The following is a 24,090-nucleotide window of genomic DNA, read 5'->3' as shown; positions in this document are numbered from 1 at the left end:
TTCCGCACGTCGGCCCCTATATCTACTTCATTGGCCAAACCCGTCCGGGGACTCAAGAAGTTTAGCAGGTCGGGTAGACCGAAACGAACGGTTCCCGCTGCCCTTGGCGGCCGTCACACGGCTACCCGGATCCGTTGCTGTAGACCCGCCGCCGGTATGCTTGACCGGTGACTCCAGAAGAACTCAGTTCCGCCATTCTTTCCTGCCTCCGCGATGCCGTTTCCGCCGGCGATATCAACGTTGATCCGCCTGCCGAGGTGCGGGTGGAACGGCCAAAGAACCGCGATCACGGAGATTGGGCCACTAACATCGCTTTGCAGGTGGCCAAGCGTGCAGGGATGAACCCTCGCGATTTTGCCTCGTTGCTGAAGGGCAGGCTGGAAGAAGTCGACGGCGTAGCATCGGTGGACATTGCCGGTCCAGGCTTTCTCAACATTGTTCTGGACGCGTCTGCGGCGGGCGAACTGGCCAGAAACATCGTAGATACAGGTTCCAGCTACGGGACCTCACAGGTTATGTCCGATCAGCGGATTAACTTGGAATTCGTTTCCGCGAATCCCACGGGTCCCATTCATCTCGGCGGCACCCGGTGGGCAGCCGTCGGTGACGCACTAGCGCGGATCTTTGAAGCTGCGGGAGCTGCAGTGACCCGTGAATACTACTTCAACGATCACGGTTCCCAGATCGACAAGTTCGCCCGTTCGCTCCTGGCCAGTGCCAAAGAGCAGCCGGCGCCGGAGGACGGCTATGCGGGTCAGTACATCACTGACATCGCAGCCCGGGTGCTCAGCATCGCACCGGCCGTCCTTGACCAGGATGATGACGCATCCCAGGAACAGTTCCGTGCCATCGGTGTGGACCTCATGTTCGGGGATATCAAGGCATCCCTGCACGCTTTCGGAGTGGATTTCGACGTCTACTTCCACGAGGATTCGCTGCACAAGGACGGCGCGGTCGGTAAGCTGTTGGAACAGCTCAAGGGTTCTGGCAGTCTCTACTCCGCCGACGGTGCGTGGTGGCTACGCTCCACCGAATTCGGTGACGACAAAGACCGTGTAGTTATCAAATCGGACGGTGATCCGGCCTACATTGCCGGTGACATCGCCTACATTCAGAACAAGTTGGACCGCGGATTCACCCTCAACCTCTATCTGCTCGGCGCTGATCACCACGGCTATGTTGCCCGGTTGAAGGCCGCGGCGGCTGCTCTGGGCCACAGCGCAGACTCCGTGGAGGTGCTCATCGGACAGATGGTGAATCTGGTGCGTGAGGGCAAGGCAGTCAGAATGTCCAAACGAGCCGGAACGGTCGTTACCCTGGAGGACCTGGTCGACGCAGTCGGCGTGGACGCTGCCCGCTACGCATTGGCGCGCTACTCCGCAGACTCCAACATCGACATTGATCTGGATCTGCTGGTCAAGAAGTCCAACGACAATCCTGTGTTCTACGTCCAGTACGCACACGCTCGGTCCTGTGCCGCAGCGCGCAACGCGGCTGCCGCAGGGGTGGATGGCTCGGAGTTCGATGCCGGAACACTCGCACATGAAAGCGAGACGGAATTGCTCGCACATCTGGGCACGTATCCATCGGTCGTGGCGCAGTCCGCACAGTTCCGCGAACCCCACCGGGTTGCACGACATCTCGAGGTCATTGCCGGTTCTTATCACCGGTGGTACGCATCTTGCCGCATCACACCCATCGGCGAGCAGCAGGCTGCGGCCGTGAATCACACCAGGCTCTGGCTGAATAACGCCACAACACAGGTCTTGGGAAACGGACTTGGGCTGCTCGGAGTCTCGGCGCCGGAGCGCATGTGATGGGTGCCTCACCTCTGGCGCCAGGCTGGCTTTCGTACCCATCGGAGCGCAATAGCCTGTGGGTCCAGCAGTGGGCGCACGACGTCGAAAGGCTCGATAACGGTCAACTGAGCGTTGGGGGTGTTGGCGTGGAAAAAATAGCCGCAGACTTCGGCACGCCTGTCTTTGTCGTATCGGAAACCGACTTTCGCCTCAGAGCACGATCATTCCTGGACGCGTTCAACGATGCCTTCGCGCCCCTGTGCGGTGGCGCGGACGTCTACTACGCGGGGAAATCGTTCTTGTGCACCGAAGTGGCGCGCTGGGTCGTGGAAGAGGGACTTCGGCTGGACACCTGCTCCGGTGGAGAGCTGGCTGTTGCGGAGCGGGCAGGGCTCACCGGGCCGCAACTGGGACTCCACGGCAATAATAAGTCGGACGCAGAAATCAACCGGGCGCTGGACCTTGGAGTGGGTCGGATCATTGTGGACAGCATCCATGAGCTCCAGCGGATCCACACAATCGCCGGCGGGCGGCGGGCGGTGGCCAACGTCATGCTGCGGCTGACGCCCGGCGTGCACGCGCATACGCACGAATTCATCGCCACAGCACACGAGGACCAGAAGTTCGGTCTCTCCCTCTCACCCGGAGGCGATGACCCCCGTTCGCCGGCAGAGACTGCTGTAGTCATGGCACTGAGAAGTCCACACATCAAGCTGTTGGGACTTCACTGCCATATTGGGTCACAGATTTTTGAACCGGATGGCTTTGAACTAGCCGCCACCCGTCTGCTGGACTTCCTCGGCTACGTCAGGGACACTCACGGTGTCGAGCTGCCAGAACTCGATCTCGGTGGCGGTTACGGCATTGCCTATACCGAACAGGATGAGCCAAGACCTCCGGCGGAGATCGCGAACGCAATGGCCGCCGTCGTCGGGTCAACCTGCCGGAAACTCTCAATGGCGGTCCCGCGGATCTCCATTGAGCCGGGCCGCGCTATAGCAGGACCCACAACGTTCACTCTGTATGAGGTGGGCACCCTGAAGACTGTCCAGGTGGACGTGAGCACGGAACTGGGGGAGGGAGGCACTGCGCCTCGCCGGTATATTTCCGTTGACGGGGGAATGAGCGATAACGCCAGGCCAGTGCTCTACGACGCGGATTACTCTGCCGTACTGGCCAACCGGGCCTCGAAAGCTGAACCGGAGCTAAGCCGAGTAGTGGGAAAGCACTGCGAGAGCGGCGACATCGTGGTCAGGGACGTGTACCTTCCCGCTGACATATGCACCGGTGACCTGTTGGCAGTGCCCGGAACCGGAGCCTACTGCTGGGCACTCGCCAGCAATTACAACTACATTGGACGGCCGCCGGTCATTGCCGTGACGGAAACGTGCGCCCGGTTGATCATCCGCGGCGAAACCGAAGAAGACTTGCTGGCCCGGGACATGGGAGCACCGCGGTGAACCGGAAACTTGAGGACAGTAACGACGAGAAGGGACGGCACACAGTGGTACTCAGGACAGCTCTCTTGGGATGCGGCAGCGTCGGATCCCAAGTAGCCCGCATCTTGCTTGAAGAGGCGGACTCCCTGGAGGAACGCATCGGTGCCCGGCTGGAACTGACCGGGATCGCCGTGAGAGACACCAACGCCATCAGAGATGTTGAGCTGCCCCCGGAGTTGTTTACCACCAATGCGACGGCGCTGGTCAAAGATGCGGATATCGTCATCGAGCTGATGGGAGGAATTGAACCCGCGAAGACACTCATTCTTGCGGCCATCGAGAACGGCGCGAGCGTGGTGACGGGAAACAAGGCGCTCCTTGCACAGCATGGTCCGGCCCTCTACGAGAAGGCGGACGCTGCCGGTGTGCAGCTCTCCTACGAAGCCGCTGTTGCTGGAGCGGTCCCTATTGTTCGGCCGATCCGCGACAGCCTGTCGGGAGATAAGATCACACGCGTCCTTGGCATCGTCAACGGAACCACCAACTACATTCTTGACCAGATGGACAGCACAGGAGTAAAGTTCTACGATGCGCTCGCGGACGCACAGCAGCTGGGATACGCGGAAGCGGATCCGACGGCGGATGTTGATGGCCACGATGCCGCTTCAAAAGCGGCAATCCTGGCCACGCTGTCCTTTCACACGCGTTTCCGGCTCGATCGGGTCTTCTGCGAGGGTATCCGCCACATCACAGCGGAGGACATTGCGGCAGCGAAGGACGCCGGATATGTCATCAAGTTGTTGGCCATAGCGGAACGGACAACCACGGGCGACGGCGACGAGGGTGTGAGTGTGCGGGTCCATCCCTCATTGCTGCGCCGCACTCACCCCTTGGCCGCGGTCCACGGCGCGTTCAACGCTGTCTTTGTCGAGGCAGAAGGTGCAGGGGAACTAATGTTCTACGGTCAGGGTGCCGGTGGGGTGCCAACGGCCTCAGCCGTGCTGGGTGACGTGGTGAGCGCCGCGAGGCGTTTGGTCCTTGGAGGTCCGGGACGTACTGAAATCGCCTCTGCGGAGATCCGCCCGCTGCCTATCGACACCGTCATGACGAGCTACGCGATCGGCGTTGAGGTGGTGGACGAATCGGGCGTTCTGGCCAGCATTGCAAGCCTCTTTGCCGGACGAGGTGTCTCGATCGAGTCCATGCACCAGAGCACCGGCCAAAGTGCTCAGGGATCGGCTGAATTGCGCTTCGTCACGCACCGTGCGCGAGAATCTGCTCTGGCGGCGACGGTGCGGGATCTGGCTGATATGGATGTAGTGAAGACAGTGATCTCTGTTCTGCGAGTTGAGGGGGAATAAATGGCACATCAGTGGCGCGGGGTCATTCGCGAATATGCGCAGCGCTTGCCAGTTGGCCCGGCTACCCGCATCATCTCGCTCGGTGAGGGCGGAACCCCTCTGGTTTTCGCTCCGGCATTATCGGAGCTGACCGGTTCAAAAGTGTATTTGAAGGTCGAGGGAATGAACCCCACTGGATCCTTCAAGGACCGGGGCATGACCATGGCCATCACAGCCGCTGTGGAATCCGGGGCAGAAGCCGTGGTCTGCGCTTCGACGGGAAATACGTCTGCGTCGGCGGCCGCCTACGCTACCCAGGCCGGCATCAAATGCGCTGTGTTGGTACCGGACGGAAAAATATCCATGGGCAAGCTCTCTCAGGCCATTGCCCATGGAGCTGAGCTGCTGCAGGTCAACGGAAACTTCGACAACTGTCTCGATGTAGCTCGGAAGCTCAGTGAAAATTACCCTGTCTTCCTCGTTAATTCGGTTAACCCTGCACGGATCGAGGGCCAGAAAACTGCAGCGTTCGAAGTCGTGGACTTCCTCGGAGACGCCCCCGACTACCATCTGCTTCCCGTGGGTAACGCTGGCAACATCACTGCCTATTGGAAGGGCTACCGCGAGTACGCGGAATCCTACATATCGGCGACGGCGGGGGAGTTACCCGCCGTGTCAACCAAGACACCGATCATGTGGGGTTTCCAGGCGGCCGGTTCAGCTCCGATTGTGGCAGGTCATCCGATCACGGAGCCTGACACCATCGCGAGCGCCATTCGCATCGGGAACCCTGCCTCGTGGCAACAGGCCGAGACCGCCCGGGATGAGTCCGGTGGCCTCATCGATTCTGTGACGGACGAGGAGATCCTCGCCGCCCACCGCTGGTTGTCCTCCAAAGAGGGAGTTTTTGTCGAGCCGGCTTCTGCTGCTGGCGTTGCCGGTTTGTTGAAACATCATGCGGCGGGCAACGTGCCAACCGAGAAGACGATGGTTATCACTGTGACCGGTCATGGATTAAAGGACCCACAGTGGGCGCTTCGAACTGCAGATGGGTCGGATATCGAGCCCACTAAGGTGGAGTTCGACGTCGTAAGCGTTGCCAACGCGCTCGGCCTGACAGGGCTCTAGATGAGACTGCCATACCGGGTGGAACCCGGGCAGGACGTTTCGGTGACGGTCCCAGCGACAAGCGCCAACCTCGGACCAGGCTATGACGCACTGGGACTGGCGTTAAATCTTTATGACGTTCTTCGCGTCAGCACGTCAGCGGAAGGTCACACGACCGTCGTTGTACAAGGGGAAGGGCAGAACGATCTGCCTCGGGACTCCACTCATCTGTGTGTCGAGGTCATGTCCACCTTCTTTGAGACCATTGGGTTCGCAACGCCAGCGCTCCGGCTCACAGCAGAGAACCGTATCCCACACGGCCGGGGTCTCGGTTCTTCAGCGGCGGCCGTTGTTTCAGCGGCGGTGGCTGCAAATGCGTTGCTGCCCGAGAGTGCTCGGCTGAGCAATGAAGCGTTGCTGCAATTCTGTGCCGGGGTTGAGGGACATCCGGATAATGTGGCCCCGGCCATTCTCGGTTCCCTTGCTATCTCCTGGCCCCACCAGGCTTCATTTGCCGCGGCACGAGTCTCGATTCATCCGGACATTTGCGTCGTCGTCGCTATTCCTCCCGGGCAGCTCTCTACAGCGTCGGCTCGTGGTCTGCTTCCCGACGTCGTTCCTCATGGGGCAGCTGCCGCTAATGCGGGCAGGGCGGCCCTGTTGGTTCATGCACTCGTGACGGATCCTGGACTCCTGGTGCCGGCAACGGAAGATTTCTTACATCAGTCCTATCGAGCAGAGGTTATGCCGGATAGTTCCGCGCTGGTGAAAAGGCTCCGCTCGGCTGGCTTCGCTGCAGTCATCTCAGGAGCTGGCCCCACCGTCGCCGTTATCCTTCGCGACTCCCTGGAGGCCAACCGGGTTGAAGCCGAAATCCACGCCGGTATCTCTGATGGCGTGCCGCCTGAATTCTGGCGTGTTCTTCGTCTAAAAGTTGATTTAGAAGGTGCTAGAGTGGAAGTGCACCGAAGGTAATCAGCCCGTGCAGAACTGGTGAAATTTGACCAGTTGCGCCGTGCCTACCAACTAATAGAGCGTCGATTCACGGCGCTTAGTGGTGCTTTGTCTTCACAAATCCACGTTGATTCCCAGTATCGTTCTGGGACCGGATCACTATCCAATCGACGTATCAGATACGGTTTTTGTTGAATGACTCCCGACAGACACGGCTTCGACCGGTTCACGTATCGGACGAAATCGATCCCTGACCATACATCTGGCGTACGGCAGGGCCAAGTAACGCGGTTCGCTCAAAGTCGGACCGCCCGACGAGGGGGAAGGATCCTTCGTGACTGAAACCACCAACCTGACTGCAGGTGTGGACACAAAATCTGCCGATACCAACGGCGCCGCTAACTCCAAGGGTGCAGGTCTCGCAGGTCTAAAGCTTGCTCAGTTGCAGGCACTTGCAGGGCAGTTGGGAATCACAGGTGGATCGCGGATGAGAAAGAGTGATCTCGTTTCTGCCATCTCCGATCACCAGCGTGGGTCTACCGTCGCTGACAGAAGCGGCTCGTCCAACGGACAGTCAAAGAAGTCATCGGCCTCGTCCAAGGGCCAGGACTCAGCGGAAGAAAAACCAGCCGCCGACACAGGCACTGACGCTACCGCTGGCGGCGGAAATGCTGAGCCAGCGGCTGAGCGTCCCTCACGAGGACGTGGACGCAGCCGTCGAGCCGGAAGCGACGGCGTCGTCGCACCGTCGACGGACGCTTCGCAAGAGGCGGAAGCTCCTCGAGACTCTGCTGCCCCCGCCCAGGAAAGCAAGGACTCGGTCCAGGCTGCGCCGGCGGAAGGGCGCGCCGAAGGTACCCGGGAACGTGGCCGCGGTCGCGGACGCAACCGTCGTTCCGAAGGTGCCCCGGATAGTCAGGGCAACCAGAGCAACGACCAGGTCAAATCTTCTGACGAGAGCTCATCCAACGATAAGCAGCAGCAGAAGCAGCGGTCCGATGACGCCGACGCACGTGAAGACAAGGGCAACCGCGACAACAACGACCGCAGTGAGCGCCGGAACCGGAATAGGAACCGCAACGAGGGCCGCGAAGAGAGCAATCGGAATGACGGTGGCCGTAACGATAACCGTAGTGACGGTGGCCGTAACGATAACCGTAGTGACGGTGGCCGTAACGATAACCGTAGTGACGGTGGCCGTAACGATAACCGTAGTGACGGTGGCCGCAATGATAACCGTAGTGACGGTGGCCGCAATGATAACCGCAACGACAGCGGTGACCGTGACGACGACCGCGGAGGCCGTAATAGGCGCGGTCGCAACCGCAATGACAGGTTCCGTGACCGTAACGACCGCAATGACCGCCGGCGCGGGCGCAATGACCGTAACCCTGACGTAGATGATACCGAGCTGACCGAGGACGACGTTCTGCTGCCGGTGGCAGGCATACTCGACGTCCTGGAGAACTACGCGTTCGTCCGGACCTCGGGTTACCTGCCTGGTCCCAACGACGTCTATGTTTCGCTGAACCAGGTCAAGAAGAACAACCTGCGCAAAGGCGACGCGGTGGCTGGCGCCATCCGTGCACCGCGTGACGGAGAAAATTCTGGCGGCGGGCAAAGCGCACGTCAGAAGTACAACGCGCTGGTCCAGCTGACGACGGTCAACGGAAAGCCGGTGGAGGAGAACAAAGATCGTATCGAGTTCGCCAAGCTCGTGCCGCTCTACCCATCGGAGCGCCTGCGCCTGGAAACTGATCCCAAGAAGATCGGCCCGCGTGTCATTGACTTGGTGGCGCCCATCGGCAAAGGCCAGCGTGGTCTGATCGTTTCGCCTCCCAAGGCGGGTAAGACGCTGATTCTGCAGGCTATTGCCAATGCGATCACCGTCAACAACCCGGAGGTCCATCTCATGATGGTTCTGGTAGACGAACGCCCTGAAGAAGTAACAGACATGCAGCGCACGGTCAAGGGCGAGGTCATTGCGTCCACGTTCGACCGACCGGCAGATGACCACACCACGGTGGCGGAACTTTCCATCGAGCGTGCCAAGCGTCTGGTTGAAATGGGTATGGACGTTGTTGTCCTCCTGGACTCCATGACACGTCTTGGCCGGGCCTACAACCTGGCCGCTCCAGCGTCGGGGCGTATCCTCTCCGGTGGTGTGGATTCGGCTGCGCTGTACCCGCCCAAGCGGTTCTTCGGTGCCGCCCGCAACATCGAGAACGGTGGATCTCTGACCATCCTCGCGACTGCTCTAGTGGAAACCGGGTCCAAGATGGACGAGGTAATTTTCGAGGAGTTCAAGGGCACGGGCAACATGGAACTGCGGTTGTCGCGTCATCTGGCGGACAAGCGCATCTTCCCGGCCGTGGATGTCAATGCTTCCGGTACCCGCCGCGAGGAGAATCTGTTGTCTCCGGACGAGATCAAGATCATGTGGAAGCTTCGCAGGGTTCTCTCCGGTCTTGAACAGCAGCAGGCACTTGAGCTGCTCACTAACAAGATCCGGACCACAGAGTCCAACGTCGAATTTCTCATGCAGGTGCAGAAGACCACGCTGGGTAATAGGTCCGACGACGACAAGAAGTAGCAGTTCCGACCGCTACTCTTCGTCGCCCTTACCGCGACATCACCCCCAAACTGCGAGATCACCGCTTGCAAAGGGTGATCTCGCAGATAAAGGGTGATCTCGCGGAAGGGGTGGCGGAAGTTTAGGTCGAGAGAGGTTATAGATGTTCGAGTCAGTGCAGGGCATGCTGGATGAGCACGCCGCGTTGCAGAAGGAGCTCAGCGATCCCGCTGTGTATGCAGACCAGTCACTGGCTCGCAAACTGGGACGCCGGTCCGCTCAGTTGAACGGGATCGTGGACTCGTACAACACCTGGCACGGTCTGGAGGGGGACCTCGCGGCTGCGCGCGAAATGGCCACCGAGGATCCTGAGTTCGCGGCCGAGGTTCCGGAGCTGGAAGCCCAACTAGAGATTGCCCAAGAGCGTTTGCGGCGTCTGCTGATCCCTCGCGATCCCAATGACAGCCGCGATGTCATCCTGGAAGTCAAAGGCGGTGAGGGCGGCGATGAGGCGGCTCTCTTCGCTGGCGATCTCCTGCGGATGTACATGCGTTATGCCGACAGTCGCGGCTGGAAGACAGAGATTATTTCTGCCACGGAATCTGATCTCGGCGGTTACAAAGACGTTCAGATGGCGGTCAAAGGATCCTCACGCGATCCGGCTGAGGGCGTCTACGCCCGCCTCAAGTTCGAGGGCGGCGTTCACAGGGTCCAACGGGTGCCTGTCACAGAATCACAGGGCAGAATTCACACCTCTGCAGCCGGTGTGCTGGTCCTGCCCGAAGTTGACGAACCCGAAGAAGTTGACCTTAACCAGAACGACTTGAAGATTGATGTCTACCGATCATCGGGTCCCGGTGGGCAGTCTGTGAACACCACCGACTCCGCGGTTCGGATCACGCACCTCCCCACAGGGATTGTTGTAGCCATGCAGAACGAGAAGTCACAGCTGCAGAACCGCGAGGCAGCCATGCGCGTGCTGCGTTCGCGGTTGCTCGCGCATCAGCAGGCGGAGATCGACGCCGCCAACTCTGACATCCGCAAGTCACAGATCCGCACCATGGACCGGTCCGAACGAATCCGTACCTATAACTACCCGGAGAACCGGATCGCTGACCACCGCACGGGCTACAAGGCCTACAACCTGGACACTGTCATGAACGGTGATTTGGAACCGGTAGTCCAGTCCGCCATTGAGATGGACGAACAGGCGCGGCTTGATGCCATTGGCGCCGATACCCCATAGTCGTGAACACGACGCCATCGATTTTCGAATCCGTATCTGCTTTACCACTGGTCATGGCAATAGCCGAAGCCGTGGCGTGCCTGAGTGCAGCCGCTGTTCCAAGTCCTAGAGTTGACGCAGAAACGCTAGCAGCCCATGTGCTCGGTACGGAGCGCGGACGTATACGCGCCCTTTTGGCCATGAACGACAATGAGACGCTTCTCCCGCCCCGGTTCGGTGAGCTCGTGGCGCAAAGAGTGGATCGCGTGCCGCTGCAGCACCTGACCGGCGTAGCCCATTTCCGCTATCTAAATCTGCTCGTCGGGCCCGGCGTCTTCGTTCCCAGACCAGAAACAGAAACTGTTGCCCAGTTAGCGATTGACGCTGCCCGTGAAGCGGGCGATGCCACAGTGGTGGATCTTGGAACCGGGTCCGGTGCGATCGCTGCATCGGTTGCACATGAAGTTCCCGGGGCTACGGTGGTTGCTGTTGAACTCGATGAGTTGGCGCATGCCTGGGCTCAACGTAACCTTGCCGGTCTCAGCGTGGAATTGATCCATGGGGATCTACGTGACGCACTGGGCGAACGGAACGCCACCTTCGACGTCGTCGTGAGTAATCCCCCCTATATTCCCTCAACCGCCGTTCCCCAGGATCCGGAGGTAGCCAACCACGATCCGCGCATGGCGCTGTATGGCGGCGGGGAGGACGGCATGGAACTGCCTCGAGCGACCATGGCGACGGCGGCTCGTCTGCTACGGTCCGGCGGCTACTTTGTCATGGAGCACGCCGAAGTACAGGCACACGACATGGTCGCGGAGTTGGAATCGACGTCGTTGTGGGAGGACATCCGGTCACACTCTGACCTCAACGACCGAGCGCGGGCTACGTCGGCAGTGCGCAGGGTTGCGCAAACCATCGAGATGAAAGACTGATGTCGTGAGTACCACCTTTAACTGCGCTGATGAGGCCTCCCGGAGCGAGGGGCTTGCCTCTGCCCAGCAGGCCATCGCACACAAGCAGTGCGTCGTCATGCCAACGGACACCGTTTACGGAATTGCAGCGGATGCATTCTCACCACAGGCGGTCGCGACGCTGCTGGCCGCTAAGGGTCGGGGGCGTAATATGCCTCCACCTGTGCTGATTCCGCGTGCCGTGACGATGGACGGGTTGGCAGTGGATGTCAGTGTGGACGCCAGAAAGTTGGCCGAGGCCTTCTGGCCCGGTGGACTGACACTGATTTTCCATGCGCAGCCGTCACTGACCTGGGACCTGGGAGATACCAGAGGCACCGTTGCGCTGCGGGTTCCCAACGACCCAGTGGCTCTTGACCTTCTATCCATGACCGGACCTCTGGCGGTGTCCAGCGCCAACCGCAGCGGCCACGCGGCAGCGCTCACGGTAGCCGAGGCGGAGGAACAATTGGGGGAGTCAGTCGCGGTGTACCTTGAAGGCGGTTCAAGGCCTCTAGCGGAGGGTGCTGACCGCCAACCGTCCACGATCGTTGACGCTACCTCCAGTACCCTGCGCGTGGTACGGGAAGGATCGATCAGTATCGAGCAATTGCGGGAGGTTGTGCCCGAACTTGAACACGCAGGGTCAGCCGATGATGAGCCGAGCCCTGCCGATGAGCCGAGCCCTACCGATGAGAGCGGGCACGCTCCAGCGTGAGTTCAACGCATGGACGGACAACAAATCCTGAGCGAGCGGCCCAAAGGGCTTCTTGACGCTGGCCGAACCACATTAGTTCAACGCGTCGGATGGGCCCGTGCAAACGTTCCCCGAACAAAGTGGACACAGCGTAACCCGTTCGCAGAGCCAGCCGACACAGTCCGGCGGGCAGCCTTAGCGGGTCGCGGCCACCGGCAGCTCGAAGGACGGATGTGACGGTGACCCCTTCCCACGGTTGAAGGACGATGCCGACAGGTTGCTGTTGAACTGTGGCGGCATGGACCACGAACGCTGCTAGGGAACTGATCGACGACACCGGCGTCGGCGCCGTTCCGGGGGTCGCCACTGATGACAATGGCGAAGACGCGATGCGAACCAGCGCCGCCGTCGTCGGGCGGTTTTGACCCTGCACCGATGTTGCGCGGAGGATGACCGTATTACTGGCCAGCGCCGTCAGCCCCTGCTCGCCGAGGGCCTTCGATCGGGAGTATGCCGAAAATGGCGTCGTGTCAGTGGACTCATCGAGAACCGTGCTTGGCCCCTGAACGGCCGCACTACTCACGTGGATGAATCGCTGAACATCTGCCACAGTGACTGCTCGAGCAACCAGAACGGCCAGGAGCGCGTTGGCTCCTGTGAGCTCAGGTGAGCTCTGACCGCCAGAGGTAGCCAGGCCAGCGGCATTGATGACGACGTCGGCGGCGGCTATCGATTCCGCGAGAGCCTGTATTTCCGCATGCATTGAATGGGACTGTGCTAGCAGCTTCCCTACGCTGACCGCCGTGGAAACAAGCCGGGGTGCCTTCACTCTCATCACGGTGTGACCCTGCTTGGTCAACTCATTCGTGACGGCACTGCCGACGAAACCTGTAGCTCCCAATACTGCGGCGATCACGGGCAGTCCTGGGAATAGTCCGCAGGGTGGTTCAGCGGCTTCATAGGTTGCCAGGAGGTGTCGCCCAGAATTCGGCGGGCTTCCCGCCAACCCCGCCACAGAGTGGGGATACCCCGCAAGGTATGTTCGACGGCGATGAGCCGGAAGATCTCTTTGACAGCAGTCAGCACTGTTCCCAGCGCAAATCCCCATCCGTTGTAAGCGTTCTCGTGACGGAGATACTGACCAATATGCCCCCGGTTTCGCATGGCGCAGTACCGCCCCAGATCATTGGAATCGTTGAGATGCCGAATCACGAGGTCGATCTGCTTCTGCGGGCGCGCCTTGGACAAGACGTAATGGTTGATGTACGCCACGGGAAACTTACGCGAAATCAGCCACCCGTAGGTGGTGTCGTCACCGTTGATGAAAAATCGCGGATCAGGAAGCCCGATAGCGCGAACAACGTCCGAGTGAACGAGCATCCCCTCAAAACAGCCAACATTTGTGTGGAAGACCTCGGACGATGCGAATACATTTCCACGGACGGGTAGATGAATGCCCAAGTAGCTACAGAAGCGGTGCTGCCAGAAGAAAGGTTTGCCCTGTTCGTCGTACCGGCGTCCATGGATGCACCGGTAACGATCCATCCACACGCTGAAGGCCTCCAACGCGTCGGGGTGAGCCACGACGTCGTCGTCCATCAACCAGATCCACTCCGCGCCGAGGTCAAGAGCCTTCGCGATGCCTGCCGAGAAGCCTCCGGCGCCACCAACATTTTCTTCGAGGCGGTGGTGCACCAAGGGGATCGGGAACTGTTTGGCGGCCACTTGGATAACCGTTGTCGTGTCGTCTGAACTGGCGTTATCCACAACGACGACGCCGGTTGGTGCCGGATCAAGCTTGGCGACCGAAGCCAGCAAGTTCTTTAAATAGGCGGACCTGTTGAAGGTGGTGATGACCAATTGCAGTTCCATTTAGAAGCCCTGGTCTGTCGGCGGACCAAATCTGATTCCACGCACACCTGCACTGTAGGCTGCAAACCATTGGCGCAGACCGCTCAAGTCTCGTTTCTTCAGGTAGTACAGCGGATAGCCGGTCAGATCCGCGATCAACGAGCGTGGTCTGCGGTAGCGTCGCAACAGGTACCCCCGGTTGCGAAAGTAAAAGAATCGTTTGAACGCGGTTTCGGGTACCAGGACGTGCATCCGGTCACCGAGTAGCTCCTGGACTTCGCCCCACCCCGGAGGGTGGCTCAGGGCCGTGCCAGTATAGGTACCAAATGGTATGCCGGACTTGCGTAGCCGCAGCATGAAGTCAGTTTCGTCCCCGCGGATGAACAGTCTCAAATCTGGCAGGCCGACACGGAAGAAGACATCTCGGCGGATCAGCGCACCGTTGAAGAACTGACCGATGTCCGGAAGGAAGGCTTGTTTCTCCACCGTCGCGCGGTCATGCGTTAGGTGCCCGTTGAGCCGGAAAGGAAAGGACAACCGGGTGTGGTCCTCCGGTGCGACGACCAGTGGCAGCACGACGTCGAGCTGCCGTGATTTTGCAGCCTCCAGCAGGTCGCCGAGGCACTCCGGATCTTCGGGATGCGCGTCGTCGTCCATGATCCAGATCCACTGCGCACCTGATGCCATGGCGGAAAGAATGGCAAGGCAAAAACCGCCTGCTCCACCCAAGTTGGTTTCCGAGCGGATGTACTGCACCGGCGCGGCTGCATTCTCCGCGATTGCCCGTACAGCCTTAGTGCCAGAGTCCACGAGGGAAACGGAGAAGATCCGGTGGGACTGGGTGTGCAGAGATTCGAGCAAGGTCCGGGCGTCGTCCGGGCGATCGAACGTTACTGCCGCGACGGCAACGGAATCCAGCAAATCAGTCCTTTCCAGAACCGTCCGCGCGCCGGTGGGTTCGTTGTGCGTTCGAGGCGGCCGGACATGGTGCGGTTAGTATTCTCAGTAGGTCCAAGTTTAGTACAGGACCGCGGAACCATTCTCTCAACGAATCCGGACCATGCCTGCCGTGAGCACGAACTCTTTAATCACTAGCCCCGATAACCCTCAACGCACCAGCAAGCCCGCGCTGTGGCTCTGGTCTCAATATCTGCTTGACTCGCTGGCGTGGATCGTCTCCATCATTCTTGCGCTGATACTCCGGTACGAGCTCACCGATGACGTGATGAACATTGAGGGCCTGCTGGTGTATTGCTTGGCGGCCATCGTCACGCAGGGAATCGTCGGATTCGGGTTCGCCCTGTATAAAGGACGCTACAGTTTCGGCAGCTTCCATGAGGTGAAGTTGCTCGTGTTGGTGACCGTTGTCGTCACGGCGATTCTGGTGCTCGTGTCCGTAGCCTTTGGCCTGCTGATAGACGTTCCACGCAGTACCGGAATCATCGCTTTCCCCTTTGCCTGCCTCTTCATGGCGGCCATCCGCTACCTGAAGCGCATGTATGTCGAGAGCAAAGCCCGCCCCGGTGAGGAAGCACAAGCAACGCTGATCTACGGTGCTGGTTTCTTGGGAAGTTCGCTCGTGACGCGGATGGTTCAGGATGCAGAGTCTCCCTATCGCCCAGTCGGCCTCATCGACGACGATCCGGCTAAAAAGCACTTGCGGCTTTCCTCGGTACCCGTCCTAGGCCGCACCGAGGACCTGCCAGATGTCATCCGGCGCATGGAGGCAAAGGTCCTCATCATCGCCTACGCCAACGTTGAGGCAGCCCAGGTGCGGCGCATTTCCGACCTTGTCGAGGGCTTCGACATCCGAGTGCTTGTGCTGCCGCCGCTGCGCGAGATGCTTGCCAGCGGGGATAAGGGTGCCATTCCTGATTTTCGCGATCTAGCCGTGGAGGACCTGATTGGTCGGAGCCCGGTGGATATCCATGTCAGCGAGGTTGCTGGCTACCTGCGGGGGAAGCGTGTCTTAGTCACCGGAGCTGGGGGCTCCATCGGATCGGAACTCTGCCGTCAGATAAAGCCGTTTGCCCCTGAAGAGCTCATCATGCTGGACCGCGACGAGACGGGACTCCAGCAAACACAGATTTCGTTGACAGGCAGGGGGCTGTTGGACGGCCCAGACACCGTCCTGGCAGATATAAGAGATGCTGCAGCGATCCGGAAGATCTTCGAGGAACGAAAGCCCGACGTCGTTTTCCACGCCGCTGCACTCAAGCATGTTTCTCTTCTGGAGCAGTACCCGGCAGAAGCGTGGAAGACCAATGTCCTGGGAACGCTCAATGTCCTAAATGCCGCCATGGCGGCCGAAGTTCCCTCCCTGATCAATGTCTCAACCGACAAGGCGGCGGACCCATCAACGGTCTTGGGTCACTCCAAGCGTGTGGCGGAGAAATTGACGGCGTGGGCGGCAAATCAGACTGAAAGACCGTATGTGTCGGTACGTTTTGGCAATGTCATCGGTAGTCGCGGCTCCATGCTCCCGCTGTTCAGCGAACAGATTCGGCAGGGTGGACCTGTGACTGTTACCGACCCAGATGCCACCCGCTTTTTCATGACCATCCCGGAGGCTTGCCAGCTGGTTATACAGGCCGGAAGCGTCGGTGCTGCAGGCGAATTGCTGATCCTGGATATGGGTGAGCCCGTGCGCATACTCGATATTGCCGAACGTATGATCAGCCTGTCTGGTAAGGACATAGAAATTGTCTATACAGGCCTGCGGCGGGGCGAGAAACTGCATGAGGTACTGATGGGTGAGGGAGAGGACGATGCCCGCCCAATCCATCCCAAGATTTCGCACACTGCGGTGAAACCGCTGGACCCGCATGAGATGCAGATCGAGGCGTGGATGGCTCAGTGTGAATCCAAGGTTGGACAGGACCAGCATGGGGAGGCTGGCTGATGATCGGACAAGTACCGTTGTTCATTCTGGTGCTGGGCGTGACCCTGGTGGCGAGTTTGTTGCTGCCTTTTGCCCTTAAACCGGTACTGCTGCGGTTGGGCGTCATCGATATTCCGAACGAACGGTCCTCACACCAGACTCACGTCATCAGGGGGGTCGGGCTCACCGTAACTGCAGCTATTCTTCTGGGGTTGGGGATTGCGTTCCTGACAGGTCTCGTAGAAGTAGACAGGTCGGTACTGCTCATTGTCGCCCTCACCGGTCTCTCCGCAGCGCTACTCGGGTGGATAGAGGACTTCCGGGGTCTTTCCATCAAGAGGCGCGCGGCGTTTCAACTGCTCATCGGAGTACTAGGGGCGCTTGCCCTCGCCTGGACTATGGACCAGAACCTACTTTGGGTCGCCGTCGGTGCATTGGCCATTGCCGGCTATATTAACGTGGCTAACTTCATGGACGGTATCAACGGCATATCCGGGCTCCATGGTGTCGTTGTTGGCGTGTTCTACGCTCTTGCGGGATACCTTGACGATCAGATGTGGCTCACCATCATGGGTGCCGTTATCGCGGCCTCGTTCGCCGGCTTTCTACCCTGGAACGTTGGTCGCGGATTCGTCTTTCTGGGCGACGTTGGCAGTTACCTCCTCGGAGGGATCATTGCGGCCACGGCGACTGCGGCGTTCCTCTCCGGCACTTACGTTGAATACCTGTTCTTCCCGGTCCTGATCTACCTTGTGGACACATTCTCGACGCTTGTTCGAAGGATCCGGGCGGGCGAGACGTGGTACACCTCGCACCGTCAGCACGTGTATCAACGCCTGATTGATTCGGGGCTGAACCATGTTGGCGCCGCGCTGTTGGTCACCGCATGCACGGTGGTCGTCAGCGGTTGCGGTTTTGTGGCCGCGACTGCGCCGCCCCCCGTCAGCGTGCCGCTGTTTTTCCTTATGGCGCTGATCCTTGCCTTCTACCTCAAGTCCCCGTCCATTCTCGCGCGGCGTCGGGTAGGGGCTGCTGAATCGTGACGCGTTGGTTTCAGTCAAGGCACGGTTCTTCCCCTGACTTCTATCTGTTGTAGAATTTTGACCGACACGGCCGGTCAATCCGGTTGAGCCCTCCATGATTGGTATTCCATGACACCACCAGCCACCGATGGTTTTCGTGCCGCCGGGTACGTCGATGGCGTTTCAGGACCCACGCAATCACCGTGGCTGCGGATTTTGGGCACCTGTCTGCAGTTCACCGCAGCGGCTCTGGTGACGATGACAGCAATTGCGATGGTCAGCGGAGGAGTTGCCGGAGCGGTCAGTGCACTCTACGGTGCCGGAATTGTTGTGTTGTTCTTCGGAATCAGTCTTCTGATCGGTCATTATGCGGGCAGAAATAACCCTTCTGGCGCCATTGGGCTCTTCATGGCTGCGTATGTGCTCAAAGTCGTTGGTTTTGCCGTCGTTCTGTTCCTACTGGGAACACCAGACTGGCTGGATCGAACATGGTTCTTCGTTGCCGCAGTGGTAGTCGTGATCGTGTGGCAAACAGCGGAAGTCTTCGCCTTCTCCAAGACACGTAACCTTCTCTACGGTCCCGTGACCGGCCCAGTGGCGGGGGAGGAGAAAAGATGAGCAAGTCTTCACGTCAGCGCCCTCGCAACGGAGAAATCGATGCCCCGTTGAGCAACGACACAAGCAGCGGGGGATACAACGCTGGGCTCGCTGTTTTCAGCTATGTGGTTGGCGGGATCCTGGTCTGGAGTTTGATAGGCTGGGGATTGGATAGTCTGCTCGGAACAGGTTGGATCGTTCTGGCCGGCGCGCTTGTGGGAGTAGCTGGAGGGTTCTATCTTTCAGCCATGCATAACCTCTTTCGCGCTAGAGATCAGGACGACGGGCCGAAACATCCCAAGGCCACGGAGTAGGACTAATGCCAGAGAATTCCATTGATCAAGCACTTCACTGCTGTGCTTGATCACCTAATGCCCAATGACGGACACTGCAGAGAGGAAACGCGTTGATCGCGCTTGCGCTCCCCGCCGCTGAAGAGGGTGGGTTTGCTCCGCCCGGTGTTGGTGAACACCTGCCAGCCATCTTTTCGATCGGCTCATTCGACTTCACCAAGCACTCGTTGCTTGTTCTGCTTTCGGTGGTGATCATCGCCTTCTTCTTCATGTTCGCCATTCGAAAAGGCTCGATGGTACCAGGGAAACTACAGTTTCTGGGCGAGACAGCTTATGGCTTCGTGCGTAATTCCGTCGCCAAAGACGTTCTTGGCGGTCAGGACTTCATCAAGTACGTGCCGTTGCTGTTCTCCCTGTTCTTCTTCATCCTGGTGAACAACATTTACGGTGCCATCCCGATTCTTCAACTCCCAACGTTCTCGCACGTCGGGGGAGCCTACGTACTCGCTGCGCTCGTCTGGTTCATCTGGATCGGGCTCGGTTTCAAGAAGTACGGAATACGGTACCTGAAACTTGCCACGGTGCCCTCGGGCGTCCCTTGGTACCTGCTGCCGATGATTATTCCCATCGAGATCATTTCAAATTTCCTCGTCAGGCCGGTCACGCACAGCCTCCGACTCTTCGCGACCATGCTTGCCGGGCACCTGATCGTTGGGGTAGCTGGCTCGGGTATCGAATTCCTGATTGCCCAGGAGAACATTCTGCTGCAGGGTACATCCGTTCTGGTTCTTGCCGGAGCGGTTGCAATGTACTTCCTGGAAGCTCTGATCATGGTCTTGCAGGCGTACATCTTCGTCCTGCTGACCGCGATCTACATTGAAGGCGCAATGAACGCCGACTCGCACTAGCGTAAAGACTTCCCCGCCGGGGATGATCCCAAGCAACCTGCCGCGCATAGCGGCATCTTGAAAGGAACACAATGGAAGTACAGGGTAGCCTCAACCTCATCGGATACGGTCTCTCGGCAATCGGTGGTGGCATCGGCGTGGGACTTGTCTTCGCGGCATACATCAATGGTGTTGCTCGTCAGCCTGAGGCGCAGCGCGTTCTCCAGCCGATCGCGTTCTTGGGCTTGGCACTGACTGAAGCCCTCGCCATCCTGGGTCTGGTCTTCGCGTTCGTTCTGCCTATCTAATAGCATCACCCGAACGCAGACCTCTTAACACTTAGGACGGATCGAAAATGCATGAGGCAGTAATTCTCGCCGCAGAGGGAGCCAACCCCATCGTGCCCGACGTATGGGAGATCGTGGTTGTCGCGATCGGCTTCGCGGCGCTCTGGTTCATTGCCGTCAAATTTGTGGTGCCCGCTTTTGAAAAGGTCTACGCCGAACGTGCGGAAGCCATTGAGGGTGGCATTGCGAAAGCTGAAGCCGCTCAGGCTGAGGCAACCGCTGCTCTCGAGGAATACAAGCAGCAGTTGACGGAAGCCCGTACGGAAGCCAACCGCATCCGTGAAGAAGCGCGTACTGAAGGTGCCCAGATCCTTGCGGAACTGAAGGAAAAGGCTGCTTCTGAATCGGCGCGTATCACCGCGCAGGCACAGACACAGATTCAGGCGGAACGAGAGGCAGCCGTAGTATCGCTTCGCGGCGAAGTTGGAGCCCTGGCCACAGAACTTGCGGGCAAGATCGTGGGCGAGTCACTCAACGACGACGAACGTGCAGGACGTGTTGTGGACCGGTTCCTCGCGGATCTGGAAAATCAGAGCTCAGGTGCTGCGAAATAATGGCAGGCATATCGGCTACAGCGTTGTCAGTAGCCAGAGAAGATCTGGAGACGCGTCTGCCAAGCGCTCCGTTGTCTCTGGCGGAAGAGCTCTTTTCGATTCTTTCCGTTCTGGACAGCAATGCTGGCCTGCGTCGAGCGCTGACGGACCCGGCACGGGACCGCGAGAGCAAGGTGAATCTCGTATCGAATCTCTTTGCTCAACAGGTGTCCACGGACGCAATTGCAGTCACCGCTGGACTTGCCTCTGCCCGGTGGGCAGCTGCCAGGGACATCGGCGACGCGCTGGAGACGTTAGCTGGGCTAACGGCCATCTCCGTTGCTGAGCGTCGGGGAAACGGATCGGAAGGACTCGATTCGCTGGAGGCAGACCTCTACGCCTTCAAACGCGTAGTGGCATCAAATCACGAGCTGCAGAGGGCGCTTGCCGATGGTCGTGCCGATGACTCGGCCAAGGCCAATCTCGCCAAGAAGTTGGTGCCTGGAGCATCGGAGGAAGCCCGTCTTCTCATCCGTCAGGCAGTTGTTGCTCCACGCGGTCTGAAACCGAGCGGCGTCGTCGAACGTTTCATTGAACTTGTAGGCGAACGTCAGCAACGTTGGATCGCTGAGGTTTCAGTGAGCCGCCCGATGTCGCAGATACAGTTGAGCCGGCTTGAATCCGCGCTCAACGGTCTATATAACCGTGACCTGACTGTTCACGTTGCGGTCGATCCTGCACTCGTTGGAGGCATCCGAGTCAAGGTTGCAGATGAAGTCGTTGACTCCTCCGTGATTACGCGACTGAATGAACTCGGCCGGAGAATGGCCGGATAACCGTTCCGGGGCCGTCCTCGGCGCGGAACATCGAGACTGAACCAAACACCGGTCACCGCTCAGGCGGAGATCACAACACAGGAGAGCAGGGACTGCAGATGGCCGAATTGACCATCAACGCCGACGACGTCCGCGACGCGTTGAACGAGTTCGCGGCGTCCTACGAGCCCGGGAACGCCGAGCGCGTAGAAGTTGGCCGTGTGACCACAGCCAGTGACGGTATTGCCCGTGTCGAGGGTCTTCCCTCGGTCATGGCCAACGAGTTGCTGCGCTTCGAAGACGGAACTCTGGGCCTTGCCCAGAACCTGGATGTTCGCGAAATCGGCGTCATTGTCCTCGGAGACTTCACCGGCATCGAAGAAGGACAGGAAGTGCACCGAACCGGTGAGATCCTGTCCGTGCCTGTCGGCGATGAATTTCTGGGACGGGTCGTTGACCCGCTGGGCATGCCCATCGACGGCCGTGGGGAGATCAAGGCCGAAACTACCCGTGCACTGGAATTGCAGGCGCCCGGTGTAACGCAGCGTAAATCAGTGCACGAACCGCTGCAGACTGGTCTGAAGGCTATCGACGCGATGATCCCTATCGGTCGTGGACAGCGTCAGCTCATCATCGGCGACCGCAAGACCGGCAAGACCGCCATCTGCGTGGATACCATCCTGAACCAGAAAGCTAACTGGGAGTCCGGAGATGTCCAGAAGCAGGTCCGCTGCATCTATGTAGCCATCGGGCAAAAGGCATCCACGATCGCCGAGGTGCGCCAGACGTTAGAGGACAGAGGGGCACTGGAGTATACGACCATCGTTGCTTCACCTGCTTCTGACCCGGCCGGCTTCAAGTACCTCGCACCTTATGCGGGCTCGGCCATCGGACAGCACTGGATGTACGGCGGCAAGCACGTTCTGATCATTTTTGATGACCTCTCAAAGCAGGCCGAGGCGTACCGTGCGGTATCGCTGTTGCTTCGCCGTCCGCCGGGACGTGAAGCTTACCCGGGAGACGTCTTCTACTTGCATTCACGTCTTCTCGAGCGCTGTGCCAAGCTGTCGGATGAGTTGGGCGCGGGTTCCATGACGGGTCTTCCGATCATCGAGACGAAGGCTAATGACGTCGGCGCGTTCATCCCGACCAACGTCATTTCCATCACCGACGGGCAGATTTTCCTTCAGTCCGATCTCTTCAACGCCAATCAGCGTCCGGCAGTTGACGTGGGCGTCTCTGTTTCCCGAGTTGGCGGTGCCGCGCAGGTGAAGTCGATGAAGAAGGTCTCGGGTACCTTGAAGCTGGATCTCGCTCAGTACCGCGATATGCAGGCATTTGCCATGTTCGCATCGGATCTCGACGCTGCCTCCCGTCAGCAACTCACCCGTGGTGAGCGTTTGATGGAGCTGCTCAAGCAGGGGCAGTACAGCCCCTTCCCGGTCGAGGATCAGGTTGTGTCGATTTGGGCCGGTACCAAGGGCCACTTGGATGATGTGCCTATCGAGGACATCTCACGGTTTGAGTCCGAGTTCCTTGATCACCTCAAGCGTTCTACCAGCGTGCTGACGACTCTGCGCGAGACGTCCAAGCTAGAGGACTCTACGGTTGAACAACTCACGACCGAAATCAGCGAGTTCAAAAGGGGCTTCTTCGGCGAAGGCCATGATGGTCTCGTCAGCTCCGGCCACGAAGAGCACGATGCTCTTGATGGTGGGTCTGTGGACCAGGAAAAGATCGTCAGACAGAAGCGCTAGCAGCCCTGCACTAAGGTGCCCGCCGTCACGGCGGGCACTCTGGGGCTTTGAATTGATGAAAGGACAAGTATGGGAGCCCAGCTTCGGGTCTACCGCCAAAAAATAAAGTCCACCCAGTCCATGGGGAAACTTTTCAAGGCGATGGAACTGATCGCTACTTCGCGGATCAGTAAGGCTCGTGCGCGCGTTAAGGCGTCGCTGCCTCATGCGAACGCGATTACCCGCGCGGTTTCGGCTGTGGCGTCACAGACTGAACTCGATCACCCACTGACCACGGAGCCGGAACAGATTCGTCGGGCCGCGGTTCTCATTATGACGTCAGACCGCGGTCTTGCCGGTGCCTATTCAACCAGTGTCATCAAGAAGGCCGAGCAGCTCAACGAGTTGCTACGCGAGGAAGGTAAGGAAGTTCGCTCCTACCTCGTAGGCAACAAGGCCCAACAGTATTTTCAGTTTAGGAAGAGAGAGTTCGAACGTTCATGGCTCGGGAATACTGACTCTCCCGAGTTTGAGACGGCACAGGAAATAGGTCGCACCCTGCTCGCGGACTTCACCAAGGACTACGAAGATGGTGGCGTGGACGAGATCCACGTTGTCTATATGAGCTTCCAGACCATGGTGGTCCAGGTGCCAACGGTCATTCGTTTGCTTCCTCTGGAGGTAGTGGAGGAAGAGGCCGCCGCTGCATCGGATCTGCTGCCACTGTACGAGTTTGAGCCGGAGACTGAGCAGGTGCTCGACGCACTGTTGCCGCGGTATATCGAGTCCAGAATCTTCGCGGCTCTCCTTCAGGCGGCCGCAAGTGAACTGGCCGCCCGTCAGAGGGCAATGAAGTCCGCCAGTGACAACGCAGACGACCTGGTCAAGAAGTTCACCCGTTTGGCCAATACGGCTCGGCAGGCTGAAATCACCCAGGAACTTTCGGAAATCGTTGCGGGTGCGGACTCCCTGAGCGCGTCTTGACGGCCGCCTCGCTAGCCCGCACATCGCATGAACTTAAACCCACGCCATCCAAGAAGTG

The 24,090-nt window shown here is 59.2% G+C and carries 22 protein-coding genes; 19 read left to right on the top strand and 3 right to left on the bottom strand.

Annotation, left to right across the window (positions count from 1 at the left end; genetic code table 11):
- Positions 1 to 167: 167 nt before the first annotated feature.
- The 9 genes from argS (at position 168) to JOE65_RS11200 (ending at position 12,107) form a co-directional block, all read left to right on the top strand.
- Positions 168 to 1,817: an arginine--tRNA ligase gene (argS, locus tag JOE65_RS11240; protein ID WP_205163280.1), complete on the top strand. Its 1,650-nt coding sequence runs from the start codon at positions 168 to 170 to the stop codon at positions 1,815 to 1,817.
- On the top strand, positions 1,817 to 3,259 hold the full coding sequence (gene lysA, locus JOE65_RS11235) for a diaminopimelate decarboxylase (RefSeq protein WP_205163279.1): 1,443 nt from the start codon (positions 1,817 to 1,819) through the stop codon (positions 3,257 to 3,259). Before argS ends, lysA begins: the two co-directional genes overlap by 1 nt.
- Positions 3,256 to 4,599 carry a homoserine dehydrogenase gene (locus tag JOE65_RS11230; protein ID WP_338021623.1) on the top strand — a complete coding sequence of 448 codons (1,344 nt, stop codon included), beginning with the start codon at positions 3,256 to 3,258 and terminating at the stop codon, positions 4,597 to 4,599. Before lysA ends, JOE65_RS11230 begins: the two co-directional genes overlap by 4 nt.
- Positions 4,600 to 5,706 carry a threonine synthase gene (gene thrC / locus JOE65_RS11225; protein WP_205163278.1) on the top strand — a complete coding sequence of 369 codons (1,107 nt, stop codon included), beginning with the start codon at positions 4,600 to 4,602 and terminating at the stop codon, positions 5,704 to 5,706.
- On the top strand, positions 5,707 to 6,660 hold the full coding sequence (gene thrB, locus JOE65_RS11220; RefSeq protein WP_205163277.1) for a homoserine kinase: 954 nt from the start codon (positions 5,707 to 5,709) through the stop codon (positions 6,658 to 6,660).
- Between the two features lie 313 nt (positions 6,661 to 6,973).
- Complete coding sequence (rho, locus tag JOE65_RS11215) at positions 6,974 to 9,232, top strand: transcription termination factor Rho (RefSeq protein WP_205163276.1); 2,259 nt, start codon at positions 6,974 to 6,976, stop codon at positions 9,230 to 9,232.
- A 142-nt stretch (positions 9,233 to 9,374) separates the two neighbouring features.
- Positions 9,375 to 10,457 (top strand): peptide chain release factor 1, encoded by a 1,083-nt coding sequence (gene prfA, locus JOE65_RS11210; protein WP_205163275.1) that lies wholly within the window; start codon positions 9,375 to 9,377, stop codon positions 10,455 to 10,457.
- Positions 10,458 to 10,510: 53 nt separating this feature from the next.
- Complete coding sequence (gene prmC / locus JOE65_RS11205) at positions 10,511 to 11,371, top strand: peptide chain release factor N(5)-glutamine methyltransferase (RefSeq protein WP_205164171.1); 861 nt, start codon at positions 10,511 to 10,513, stop codon at positions 11,369 to 11,371.
- A 4-nt stretch (positions 11,372 to 11,375) separates the two neighbouring features.
- Positions 11,376 to 12,107 carry an L-threonylcarbamoyladenylate synthase gene (locus JOE65_RS11200; protein WP_205163274.1) on the top strand — a complete coding sequence of 244 codons (732 nt, stop codon included), beginning with the start codon at positions 11,376 to 11,378 and terminating at the stop codon, positions 12,105 to 12,107.
- Here the strand turns inward: JOE65_RS11200 and JOE65_RS11195 are convergent.
- Genes JOE65_RS11195 through JOE65_RS11185 form a run of 3 tightly spaced genes read right to left on the bottom strand, consistent with a single transcriptional unit; the run spans position 12,076 to position 14,858 of the window.
- Positions 12,076 to 13,002: an NAD-dependent epimerase/dehydratase family protein gene (locus tag JOE65_RS11195; protein WP_205163273.1), complete on the bottom strand. Its 927-nt coding sequence runs from the start codon at positions 13,000 to 13,002 to the stop codon at positions 12,076 to 12,078. The genes JOE65_RS11200 and JOE65_RS11195 overlap by 32 nt on opposite strands.
- Complete coding sequence (locus JOE65_RS11190; RefSeq protein WP_205163272.1) at positions 12,999 to 13,958, bottom strand: glycosyltransferase; 960 nt, start codon at positions 13,956 to 13,958, stop codon at positions 12,999 to 13,001. The genes JOE65_RS11195 and JOE65_RS11190 overlap by 4 nt, the downstream gene beginning before the upstream one ends.
- A complete protein-coding gene (locus tag JOE65_RS11185; RefSeq protein ID WP_205163271.1) occupies positions 13,959 to 14,858 on the bottom strand; it encodes a glycosyltransferase in 900 nt (299 codons plus the stop codon). It lies immediately after the preceding gene.
- A gap of 139 nt (positions 14,859 to 14,997) precedes the next feature.
- On the opposite strand from JOE65_RS11185, the gene JOE65_RS11180 reads away from it, so the two are divergent.
- From JOE65_RS11180 to JOE65_RS11135, 10 genes are all read left to right on the top strand, one after another.
- Positions 14,998 to 16,839, top strand: coding sequence for a polysaccharide biosynthesis protein (locus tag JOE65_RS11180; RefSeq protein ID WP_205163270.1), 1,842 nt, complete (start codon positions 14,998 to 15,000; stop codon positions 16,837 to 16,839).
- Positions 16,839 to 17,861, top strand: coding sequence for an MraY family glycosyltransferase (locus JOE65_RS11175; protein ID WP_205163269.1), 1,023 nt, complete (start codon positions 16,839 to 16,841; stop codon positions 17,859 to 17,861). The genes JOE65_RS11180 and JOE65_RS11175 overlap by 1 nt, the downstream gene beginning before the upstream one ends.
- Before the next feature lie 108 nt (positions 17,862 to 17,969).
- Positions 17,970 to 18,458 carry a Cg1360 family ATP-synthase-associated protein gene (locus JOE65_RS11170; protein ID WP_205163268.1) on the top strand — a complete coding sequence of 163 codons (489 nt, stop codon included), beginning with the start codon at positions 17,970 to 17,972 and terminating at the stop codon, positions 18,456 to 18,458.
- A complete protein-coding gene (locus JOE65_RS11165; RefSeq protein WP_239536696.1) occupies positions 18,455 to 18,751 on the top strand; it encodes an AtpZ/AtpI family protein in 297 nt (98 codons plus the stop codon). Before JOE65_RS11170 ends, JOE65_RS11165 begins: the two co-directional genes overlap by 4 nt.
- Positions 18,752 to 18,843: 92 nt before the next feature.
- Positions 18,844 to 19,638 carry a F0F1 ATP synthase subunit A gene (gene atpB / locus JOE65_RS11160; protein WP_205163267.1) on the top strand — a complete coding sequence of 265 codons (795 nt, stop codon included), beginning with the start codon at positions 18,844 to 18,846 and terminating at the stop codon, positions 19,636 to 19,638.
- 71 nt (positions 19,639 to 19,709) lie between these two features.
- Positions 19,710 to 19,925, top strand: coding sequence for an ATP synthase F0 subunit C (atpE, locus tag JOE65_RS11155; protein WP_205163266.1), 216 nt, complete (start codon positions 19,710 to 19,712; stop codon positions 19,923 to 19,925).
- Between the two features lie 47 nt (positions 19,926 to 19,972).
- Positions 19,973 to 20,518, top strand: coding sequence for a F0F1 ATP synthase subunit B (locus JOE65_RS11150; protein WP_205163265.1), 546 nt, complete (start codon positions 19,973 to 19,975; stop codon positions 20,516 to 20,518).
- Positions 20,518 to 21,333, top strand: a complete 816-nt coding sequence (locus tag JOE65_RS11145) for a F0F1 ATP synthase subunit delta (RefSeq protein WP_205163264.1) — start codon at positions 20,518 to 20,520, stop codon at positions 21,331 to 21,333. Before JOE65_RS11150 ends, JOE65_RS11145 begins: the two co-directional genes overlap by 1 nt.
- Positions 21,334 to 21,431: 98 nt before the next feature.
- On the top strand, positions 21,432 to 23,069 hold the full coding sequence (gene atpA, locus JOE65_RS11140; RefSeq protein ID WP_205163263.1) for a F0F1 ATP synthase subunit alpha: 1,638 nt from the start codon (positions 21,432 to 21,434) through the stop codon (positions 23,067 to 23,069).
- 69 nt (positions 23,070 to 23,138) lie between these two features.
- On the top strand, positions 23,139 to 24,032 hold the full coding sequence (locus JOE65_RS11135) for a F0F1 ATP synthase subunit gamma (RefSeq protein WP_205163262.1): 894 nt from the start codon (positions 23,139 to 23,141) through the stop codon (positions 24,030 to 24,032).
- Positions 24,033 to 24,090 lie beyond the last annotated feature (58 nt).

It is taken from the genome of Arthrobacter roseus, assembly GCF_016907875.1.
Taxonomy (GTDB): domain Bacteria; phylum Actinomycetota; class Actinomycetes; order Actinomycetales; family Micrococcaceae; genus Arthrobacter_J; species Arthrobacter_J roseus.
The sequence above is the reverse complement of the archived record's forward strand: the minus strand, read 5'-3'. Positions and strand labels throughout refer to the sequence as shown.

Bases quoted from the DNA above. Each gene is read 5' to 3' on its own strand.
- thrC (WP_205163278.1), top strand. From the start codon at position 4,600: ATGGCACATCAGTGGCGCGGGGTCATTCGCGAATATGCGCAGCGCTTG.
- prmC (WP_205164171.1), top strand. From the start codon at position 10,511: ATGGCAATAGCCGAAGCCGTGGCGTGCCTGAGTGCAGCCGCTGTTCCA.
- JOE65_RS11170 (WP_205163268.1), top strand. From the start codon at position 17,970: ATGACACCACCAGCCACCGATGGTTTTCGTGCCGCCGGGTACGTCGAT.
- atpA (WP_205163263.1), top strand. From the start codon at position 21,432: ATGGCCGAATTGACCATCAACGCCGACGACGTCCGCGACGCGTTGAAC.
- lysA (WP_205163279.1), top strand. From the start codon at position 1,817: ATGGGTGCCTCACCTCTGGCGCCAGGCTGGCTTTCGTACCCATCGGAG.
- JOE65_RS11190 (WP_205163272.1), bottom strand. From the start codon at position 13,958: ATGGAACTGCAATTGGTCATCACCACCTTCAACAGGTCCGCCTATTTA.
- JOE65_RS11165 (WP_239536696.1), top strand. From the start codon at position 18,455: ATGAGCAAGTCTTCACGTCAGCGCCCTCGCAACGGAGAAATCGATGCC.
- JOE65_RS11150 (WP_205163265.1), top strand. From the start codon at position 19,973: ATGCATGAGGCAGTAATTCTCGCCGCAGAGGGAGCCAACCCCATCGTG.
- JOE65_RS11145 (WP_205163264.1), top strand. From the start codon at position 20,518: ATGGCAGGCATATCGGCTACAGCGTTGTCAGTAGCCAGAGAAGATCTG.
- JOE65_RS11180 (WP_205163270.1), top strand. From the start codon at position 14,998: ATGCCTGCCGTGAGCACGAACTCTTTAATCACTAGCCCCGATAACCCT.
- prfA (WP_205163275.1), top strand. From the start codon at position 9,375: ATGTTCGAGTCAGTGCAGGGCATGCTGGATGAGCACGCCGCGTTGCAG.
- JOE65_RS11135 (WP_205163262.1), top strand. From the start codon at position 23,139: ATGGGAGCCCAGCTTCGGGTCTACCGCCAAAAAATAAAGTCCACCCAG.
- atpE (WP_205163266.1), top strand. From the start codon at position 19,710: ATGGAAGTACAGGGTAGCCTCAACCTCATCGGATACGGTCTCTCGGCA.
- thrB (WP_205163277.1), top strand. From the start codon at position 5,707: ATGAGACTGCCATACCGGGTGGAACCCGGGCAGGACGTTTCGGTGACG.
- JOE65_RS11175 (WP_205163269.1), top strand. From the start codon at position 16,839: ATGATCGGACAAGTACCGTTGTTCATTCTGGTGCTGGGCGTGACCCTG.